This window comes from Paraglaciecola sp. (assembly GCF_051252315.1).
Lineage (GTDB): Bacteria > Pseudomonadota > Gammaproteobacteria > Enterobacterales > Alteromonadaceae > Paraglaciecola.
This window is the reverse complement of sequence record NZ_JBPOFP010000010.1, coordinates 64,674-71,751: the sequence shown is the minus strand read 5'-3', so window position 1 is coordinate 71,751 and position 7,078 is coordinate 64,674. Positions and strand designations below refer to the sequence as shown.

Below are 7,078 nucleotides of genomic sequence, written 5' to 3'. Positions count from 1 at the left end.
GATATGGACATCTGGACAAGGCAATCTTTTATAGCTGGGAGCTGCTTATTGCCGATCTGACATAGAAGCCAATAATTTGATGGAGTAGAAATTTGTTTGGAGATCGGCCTTTCTTGCACACTTCTTTTGGCTGTTGAAAAGAAGTGTGTCGCCCTGCAGGGATGCAGGGTGAAAATCAGCATGCGACCGCCATGGATGGCGGAAGATAGAATAACGCAGGACGCAGTTATCGAGATTGCGGTGAGCGTAGCGAATAAAATAAGCGTAGCGAATTAAGTAAGCGCAGCGCATAAGTGGCGTAGCCATACGTTTAATCTCCTGATTATAACTCTGGCTTAACTAACAATACTCTCCAGGCACCTCTAACTCGCACCCTTTTAAAATCAAATGCACCAGACTTTTTGTTGCTTCATCAAAATCAGCTTCTACCATTTCTCGATTATTAAGTTGAGCAATTTGCGCAGAGAAATCGGCATAGTGTTGGCAACTTGCCCAAATGGTAAACAGTAAATGCGTGGCTGACTGCACGACTATTTTGTTGTTTGCCGCCCACTCTTCTATCACTTCTATTCGGCCTTTGACCCAGTTACGGTGATTTTGTCTAAACTCTTCATCTAAGTTTAATCCACCGTTAATAATTTCTAAGGCAAATATTTTAGATAAATCGGGACGAATACGAGAAATTTCGATCTTTTCACTAATATAAGTGGCTAAGACTTGTGCAGGATCATCCTCGGCAGTGGCTTGATCAAAACTTGAATTCCAGATGGTTAATATTTGTTTTAATACGCCTATGTACAAGTCTGATTTTGTTTTGAAATAATATAAAACATTGGCTTTGGGTAATTCAGCTGCATTCGCCACACTTTGAATAGTGGTGCCTTTAAAGCCTGATTTGGCAAACTCTTTTTCTGCCGCGTTTAAGATCTTTTTATAATTGTCTTGACGAATTTTTCCGTCTTTTTTATCGGTTCTATTACTCATTACCTACTAATAACATTTCACTTAATTTTATTAAGGTCTTTATTGTGTAATAAAATATCTACCAATACCACCAACAATCTTTATTTCGAATCACACTCGTGTGTATTAGAATAGCGCTATCTTTAGCCACTCTGGCAAAATTAATGACTGCAAACGATTCAAATTCAAGTACCCAAGATTTACTTTTCGACAAAAAGAACAAAGTGTCTATATGGGCCTCAGACACACCTTATGCTGATATTCCAGATGAATATTTTGAAGAAACGTTTTTCAAAAAGAATAAACGGGCAAAAAATACTTGGTCAGACAACTATAAGCTAAAGTACTTTTTACCAGAAAACATGGAGACCAATGGCAGTCATGAAGGACTGATTGACATACAAACGGCTGCCGGGCAATGCTCTTGTTCAAGCTCATTTATGCAAAACTTGTTAAGCCGAGCCAAGAAAAATAAGCTTGAAAATATCAGCTGGATAATTCTTGTTTTTGAACTGGAATACAGCGCTAAACAAAGTGGTATTCAAAAAGATGAATACACCACATTTTTAGGGGCTTTTAACTACGACCCGATGAGCGAAAGTGAATTAGGCGAGGAGTAATATTTGAGTCTTAATTAATCTTTCTGAAAGTGATAACTTATACCCTTATTTATATGATATACATGTGCAAAAATTGCATCAGGAATAGTAATGCGTCACCTACAAGATTATTATTTTTTTAAAAAAATAGCTGAAACTGGTTCAATTAGAAAAGCCGCTAAATCTTTAACTATCACTTCCACAGCACTCAATCGCAGAATATTGGCCCTAGAAAATGAACTTGGCACTGAAATGTTCGAACGACTACCCAAAGGTGTCAAATTATCTGCTGCTGGTGAAGTATTTTTACATCATGTGAGAGAACAATTAACTGATATTGAAAAAGTCAAAAGCCAAATTTCAGATTTAAGAGGTGAGAGACGAGGGCATATTAAAATAGCCTGTTCCCAAGCCTTATTGCCTTTCTTTTTGCCTAATCAAATTAATCTATATCGCAATCAACATCCACATGTCACTTTCAATGTTCAAAGACGAGATAGAAAGGCAGCAGAGCAAGAATTAATCGACATGAATGCAGATATTGCCGTGGTTTTTGAGCCGGAATTGTTAACAGATTTTCACATTTTGTCAGCATCCAAACAGCCGACCTACGCTATCGTTTCGAAAGACCACCCTTTAGCGATTAAAAGTAAAATTAAGCTAAGTGACTGCATCGAATACCCTTTAGCTCTGCCCACTAAAGAATATGGGCTTAGACAAATATTAGATAGAAAAGCCAATAGAGCATTTTATAAGTTAGAACCTGTTATTGAATCAGATAGTTTTGAGTTTTTACGCTATGAAGCTTCTTTAGGGAAATGTGTCACATTTCAAATAGAAGTGGGATTGCCAAAAGATTTAAGTTTTATGAATATGACAGCCATAAAAATTGATGAGCAAGACTTACCACCAGGTGAAGTCTATGTTGGCCAATTGAAAGGAAGAACTTTACCTGTAGCTGCAGCAAAATTTGCTCAACAATTAGTATCAACCTTGGAATCAAATTAAAAACACTCCAACGATTGCGATGCATAAAATGCATCACCCCTATGTAAAATTAACGCTATAAAACATCACAACTAACTGTTTTAATCAATTTAAAGCTTGAGGCGAATTATTTCACTGACATGTTTTTAATAAATGTTCCAAGAGTAATTTGACTTAAAATTTAAATAGATGACTAGGGTTCCGGTTTATTAATTAAATGTCTGGTCCGAGAGTTATCAACCCAAATTATTATTCTGTCCAGAATATATTGCGTCAGCGAAGGGTTACACGGAGGGATAAAAGCCCGGGAGGTCAGTGAATATGAACCTCTTGCTATGTGAATTCTGTGTAAACTTTTGGAGATGCCTTGTGAAAAGATTTAAAACAGCACTACTAGTACTAACCTTATTAACTTCAGCTAATACTTTTGCCAAAGACAAGTTTTCTGTTTGTTGGTCTATCTACGTAGGCTGGATGCCTTGGGATTACGGTGATTCATCAGGCATTGTTAAAAAATGGGCTGACAAATATGATATTGAAATAGATGTTGTACAAATCAACGATTACATTGAATCCATTAATCAATATACTGCAGGTGAATTTGACGCTTGTACCATGACCAATATGGACGCCTTAACCATTCCTTCAGCTAGCTTTGTAGACAGTACAGCCTTAGTAGTTGGTGACTTCTCTAATGGTAATGATGGTGTGGTACTAAAAAATAAAACCTCATTAAAAGATATTAAAGGTCAACAAGTTAACTTAGTTGAATTGAGCGTTTCTCATTACCTTTTAGCCCGTGGTTTAGAAAGTGTAGGCTTACGTGAGCGTGATGTAAAAGTAGTCAACACGGCTGATGCAGATATGGTTGCAGCTTATACCACTGATGACGTGACTTCAGTAGTAACATGGAATCCATTGCTTTCAGAAATTGAAGCCATGCCAAAAACGACCAAGGTATTTGACTCTTCAAAAATTCCTGGAGAAATCATTGATCTACTAGTTGTTAACAGCAAAACTCTAAAAGCTAACCCTAAGCTAGGCAAAGCTTTAGTGGGCGCCTGGTATGAAATAATGAGTACAATGAAAGGCAATGATAAAGTATTAACTGAACTGGCCGTTGCTTCAGGTACTGATTTAGCAGGTTATAATGCTCAACTAGCTACCACCAAAATGTTTTATACCCCTGCTGCTGCCGTTGAATTTACTAACAGTAAACAATTACCTAAAACCATGGAATACGTAGCTAAGTTCTCGTTTGATCACGGACTACTAGGTGATGGTGCACCCGATGCTGGTTTTATTGGTATCGAAACCCCAGCAGGAATTGTAGGCGACAAAAACAATATCCAACTACGTTTTGACCCAAGCTTCATGCAAATGGCAGCTGACGGTAAATTATAAAAAATCTTGAAGGGATTAATAGTTAAGTGTATTCACTCAATTTATTAGTCCCTACTCATTATCATTCAGCTCAATCAACTCCAGCTATGTAAGGTTTTATCATGAAAAAACTCATGAACATCACACCTTCAAAACCTTTATCGATATTTTTAAGCATATTGCCATTTGTAGTAATTTTCTTTGTTTATTGGTCAGCCTCGACAGAGCGATTAGCCGAAAACCCAAACGACAAATTACTGCCAAGTTTTAGTCAAATATATAGTGCCGTAGACAGATTAGCTTTTACCGAGAATAAACGCACCGGTGAATACCTTTTTTGGCAAGACACTTCAGCCAGTTTATATCGAATCAGTATAGGCATTGGCATCAGCGCCTTATCTGGATTGCTTATGGGTTTATTAACCGGATTGATCCCCTTAGCTCGCTCTGGATTTTCTCCGTTAATTACTGTGCTGTCTTTGATCCCGCCCATGGCGATTCTACCCATACTATTTATCAGCTTCGGTTTAGGTGAACTAGCTAAAGTCATGTTAATTATTATTGGTACCGCACCAGTAATGATGCGTGATATGCAATCGAGAGTGAGGCAACTCCCAGCAGAACAATTAATCAAAGCCCAGACATTAGGTGCATCTACTTGGCTCGTTAGTCTACGAGTGGTATTGCCACAAATTCTACCTCGCTTATTAGCTTCAATGCGTTTGTCTCTAGGGGCTGCTTGGTTATTTTTGATCGCAGCAGAAGCCATAGCCGCTCAGGAAGGTTTAGGTTACCGCATATTTTTAGTACGTCGTTATATGTCGATGGACGTCATATTCCCATATGTTATTTGGATAACCTTATTGGCTTTTTTAATGGATTACCTATTAAGAAAAACCTCAGAAAAAGCCTTTCCTTGGTATCACTCAATTGAAAGCGGTAAATAAGGTAATCATTCATGAGTTTCATTTCGATTAAAAATGTATGGAAATACTACGACGATAACCTTGTACTTGAGCGCCTTAATTTAGACGTAGAACAAGGTGAGTTTGTATCTATGGTTGGCGCTTCGGGTTGCGGAAAATCGACCTTTCTAAACATGTTATTAGGTAGAGAGCTGCCCACCAAAGGGACTATTGTTCTAGATGGAGAAACATTAAAAGACGAACCCAATGCTGACCGAGGCATAGTATTTCAAAAATACTCAGTGTTCCCTCACCTCACGGTTTTACAAAATGTGATGATTGCCGACGAGTTTTCTAGTGCCAAGGTATTGGGCTGGACCTTCGGTAACAACAAGAAATTAATCAAAGAAAAAGCTCTCGAATTTATTCAAGCTGTAGGCTTAACGCCAGCCGTTGCCAAGTACCCTCATGAGTTATCAGGTGGGATGCAGCAACGTTTAGCCATTGCTCAAGCTTTAATGAAGGCACCTAAAGTATTGTTGTTGGACGAGCCTTTCGGGGCACTTGATCCTGGTATTCGTAATGACATGCATGAACTGATTCATGACGTTTGGCAAAAGAACAAATTAACTATTTTTATGGTCACCCACGATATCAAAGAAGGTTTTGAATTGGGGTCCCGCCTTTGGGTGTTTGACAAATTACGTGATGACCCTCAAGCACCTAATGCCTATGGCGCACAAGTGACATTTGATCTGCCCTTAGCTGAACGTGTGAATAAAAATAACGTAAATGAAATTATTGAAAAAGTGAGCCGCAATTAATCATGAGCAACACAATTCCCAACAACCAAGTTTTATATCAAGACACCTTACCCGGCGGAAAACATTGGTCCATGCGCATGCGCCGTGGTACCAGTTTACGTTTAACCGATGTAGAGGGCGGTGCGAATCTTGGTATGTTGTTTTATAACCCTGAGAATTTATTAGAGCGTTATAACGCGCCAGATACCCTAAAGTGCCAACATACTTTCAAACTCACTAAAGGCCATTGTTTATATTCTGACATGGGCAGAATATTTTGTTCTATCACCGACGACAGTGTGGGCTGGCATGACACAGTATGTGGCAACAGCAACCGCAAAATTGTAAAGGCAAAATGGGGCGATAAGAATTACCAAACAGACAGCAATGATTGGCTGCAAAATGGCAATGATGCGTTTTTGGTTGAAGCTACTAAATATGGCCTAGGTAAGAGGGATCTAGCCGCTAACCTCAATTTATTTAGTAACGTCGCACCGGATGACGAAGGCAACTTAGTATATCAAGTCGAGAATAGTCAAGCTGGCGATTTCATCGAGCTGCGCTTTGAGATGGACACCATAGTGCTGCTACATACTTGCCCTCACCCACTCAACCCAGCAAGCCAGTACCCATTTAAACCAGTTGAATATCAATTACTCAAATCAGCTGCTATTGAAGAAGACGACCTGTGTTTAAACGCTTGTGCAGAAAACCACCGTGGTTTTGAAAATAACCGTTTATACCATTTAGGTTTGTAAGGAAAACAAGATGATTTTAGCAAGCCATTTAGAGGCAGAACAAGCCGTAACTAGAGACATAGTTGATGCAGGTGATTATTACTTAAAAATAGTCAAAAAAGGCCAAACCGTACGAATTTTGGATATTGAAGGAAACCAAGCAGCAGACACCTTGTTTTATAATGCCAACGATATTAGTGAGCGCTACAGTGCTATAGATACGATCCGTGAACAAGGTAACGTTTATTTAACCGCTGGCAGTGTTCTCATGACAAATGACTGTAATCCGTTACTAAAAATAGTGGCAGATACTTGTGGTCGACATGACACACTTGGAGGCGCATGTGCCACCGAAAGTAATACAGTAAGGTACGCCTTAGAAAAAAAATGTATGCATGCTTGCCGCGACAGTTGGTTATTGGCCATAGCCGAAAACGAAGAGCTTGGTATGGACAAAAGTGACATCACGCACAACATTAATTTTTTCATGAATGTGCCTATTACTGCAAAAGGCGGTCTCAGTTTTGCTGATGGTATTAGTGGCGCTGGTAAGTATGTTGAACTAGAAGCCATGATGGACACCATAGTCCTAATATCCAATTGTCCGCAATTGAACAATCCATGTAATGCATACAACCCTACCCCAGTTGAAGTGTTGATTTGGGACCAAGCTAGCTAAGAGTTTAAGGTTTAAGCTAGTT

9 protein-coding genes and 1 riboswitch are annotated in these 7,078 nt (G+C 39.0%); of the genes, 7 read left to right on the top strand and 2 right to left on the bottom strand.

The window, feature by feature from the left end; genetic code table 11:
* Positions 1–45: 45 nt before the first annotated feature.
* Together ACSHXM_RS03500 and ACSHXM_RS03495 are read right to left on the bottom strand one after the other, a co-directional pair.
* Positions 46–306 carry a hypothetical protein gene (locus tag ACSHXM_RS03500; protein ID WP_435687340.1) on the bottom strand — a complete coding sequence of 87 codons (261 nt, stop codon included), beginning with the start codon at positions 304–306 and terminating at the stop codon, positions 46–48.
* A 33-nt stretch (positions 307–339) separates the two neighbouring features.
* The gene (locus ACSHXM_RS03495; RefSeq protein ID WP_435687339.1) at positions 340–984 is read right to left on the bottom strand and encodes a TetR family transcriptional regulator C-terminal domain-containing protein; all 645 of its coding nucleotides are present in this window, start codon (positions 982–984) and stop codon (positions 340–342) included.
* 143 nt (positions 985–1,127) lie between these two features.
* On the opposite strand from ACSHXM_RS03495, the gene ACSHXM_RS03490 reads away from it, so the two are divergent.
* The 7 genes from ACSHXM_RS03490 to ACSHXM_RS03460 all read left to right on the top strand — a co-directional run bounded on the left by ACSHXM_RS03490 (position 1,128) and on the right by ACSHXM_RS03460 (position 7,056).
* A complete protein-coding gene (locus ACSHXM_RS03490; RefSeq protein WP_435687338.1) occupies positions 1,128–1,583 on the top strand; it encodes an immunity 22 family protein in 456 nt (151 codons plus the stop codon).
* A 90-nt stretch (positions 1,584–1,673) separates the two neighbouring features.
* Complete coding sequence (locus tag ACSHXM_RS03485; protein WP_435687337.1) at positions 1,674–2,570, top strand: LysR family transcriptional regulator; 897 nt, start codon at positions 1,674–1,676, stop codon at positions 2,568–2,570.
* Positions 2,571–2,731: 161 nt separating this feature from the next.
* Positions 2,732–2,862, top strand: a riboswitch (guanidine-I (ykkC/yxkD leader).
* Between the two features lie 56 nt (positions 2,863–2,918).
* Positions 2,919–3,953 carry a putative urea ABC transporter substrate-binding protein gene (locus tag ACSHXM_RS03480; protein WP_435687336.1) on the top strand — a complete coding sequence of 345 codons (1,035 nt, stop codon included), beginning with the start codon at positions 2,919–2,921 and terminating at the stop codon, positions 3,951–3,953.
* Between the two features lie 101 nt (positions 3,954–4,054).
* A complete protein-coding gene (locus ACSHXM_RS03475; protein WP_435687335.1) occupies positions 4,055–4,879 on the top strand; it encodes an ABC transporter permease in 825 nt (274 codons plus the stop codon).
* Between the two features lie 11 nt (positions 4,880–4,890).
* Entirely contained in the window at positions 4,891–5,661 is a 771-nt protein-coding gene (locus tag ACSHXM_RS03470) for an ABC transporter ATP-binding protein (protein ID WP_435687334.1), read from the top strand.
* A gap of 2 nt (positions 5,662–5,663) precedes the next feature.
* On the top strand, positions 5,664–6,398 hold the full coding sequence (locus ACSHXM_RS03465) for an urea amidolyase associated protein UAAP1 (RefSeq protein ID WP_435687333.1): 735 nt from the start codon (positions 5,664–5,666) through the stop codon (positions 6,396–6,398).
* Between the two features lie 10 nt (positions 6,399–6,408).
* Positions 6,409–7,056, top strand: a complete 648-nt coding sequence (locus ACSHXM_RS03460; protein WP_435687332.1) for an urea amidolyase associated protein UAAP2 — start codon at positions 6,409–6,411, stop codon at positions 7,054–7,056.
* Positions 7,057–7,078 lie beyond the last annotated feature (22 nt).

Excerpts from the sequence above, each read along its gene's own strand:
- ACSHXM_RS03500 (WP_435687340.1), bottom strand. The coding sequence starts at position 306 with ATGGCTACGCCACTTATGCGCTGCGCTTACTTAATTCGCTACGCTTAT.
- ACSHXM_RS03495 (WP_435687339.1), bottom strand. The coding sequence starts at position 984 with ATGAGTAATAGAACCGATAAAAAAGACGGAAAAATTCGTCAAGACAAT.
- ACSHXM_RS03490 (WP_435687338.1), top strand. The coding sequence starts at position 1,128 with ATGACTGCAAACGATTCAAATTCAAGTACCCAAGATTTACTTTTCGAC.
- ACSHXM_RS03485 (WP_435687337.1), top strand. The coding sequence starts at position 1,674 with ATGCGTCACCTACAAGATTATTATTTTTTTAAAAAAATAGCTGAAACT.
- ACSHXM_RS03475 (WP_435687335.1), top strand. The coding sequence starts at position 4,055 with ATGAAAAAACTCATGAACATCACACCTTCAAAACCTTTATCGATATTT.
- ACSHXM_RS03470 (WP_435687334.1), top strand. The coding sequence starts at position 4,891 with ATGAGTTTCATTTCGATTAAAAATGTATGGAAATACTACGACGATAAC.
- ACSHXM_RS03465 (WP_435687333.1), top strand. The coding sequence starts at position 5,664 with ATGAGCAACACAATTCCCAACAACCAAGTTTTATATCAAGACACCTTA.
- ACSHXM_RS03460 (WP_435687332.1), top strand. The coding sequence starts at position 6,409 with ATGATTTTAGCAAGCCATTTAGAGGCAGAACAAGCCGTAACTAGAGAC.